A 387-nucleotide genomic window follows, 5' to 3' on the forward strand; every position below is an offset into this window, starting at 1 on the left:
CAGCAGGATCGCGTCGGCGCCCATCGCGCGCGATTCGTAGATCTGGTAGGCATCGACCATGAAGTCCTTGCGCAGCACCGGCAGCGCGCAGCTCGCCCGGGCCTGCTTGAGGTAGTCGGGCTGGCCCTGGAAGAACTGCCGGTCGGTCAGCACCGAGAGGCAGGCCGCGCTGACCTTGCCGTTGCCCTCGGCATAGCTCTGGGCGATGTCGGCCGGAATGAAGTCCTCGCGGATCACGCCCTTGCTGGGACTGGCCTTCTTGATCTCGGCGATCACGGCCGCCTGGCCCGCGGCGATCTTGGCGCGCAGGGCACCCTCGAAGTCGCGCGTGAGCACGCGGCTCTCGGCATCGGCGCGCATGGCGGCCAGGGGGATCTTCTTCTGGGC

The 387-nt window shown here is 68.7% G+C and carries 1 protein-coding gene; it reads right to left on the reverse strand.

Features of this window, described 5'->3' with window-relative positions:
• The coding region (locus GVL52_RS32730; RefSeq protein ID WP_200848080.1) for an indole-3-glycerol phosphate synthase TrpC at positions 1-387 on the reverse strand (387 nt) is incomplete at both ends.

Origin of the sequence: Rhizobium sp. 18055 (assembly GCF_902706285.1) — a bacterium.
Taxonomy (GTDB): Bacteria; Pseudomonadota; Alphaproteobacteria; order Rhizobiales; family Rhizobiaceae; genus Rhizobium.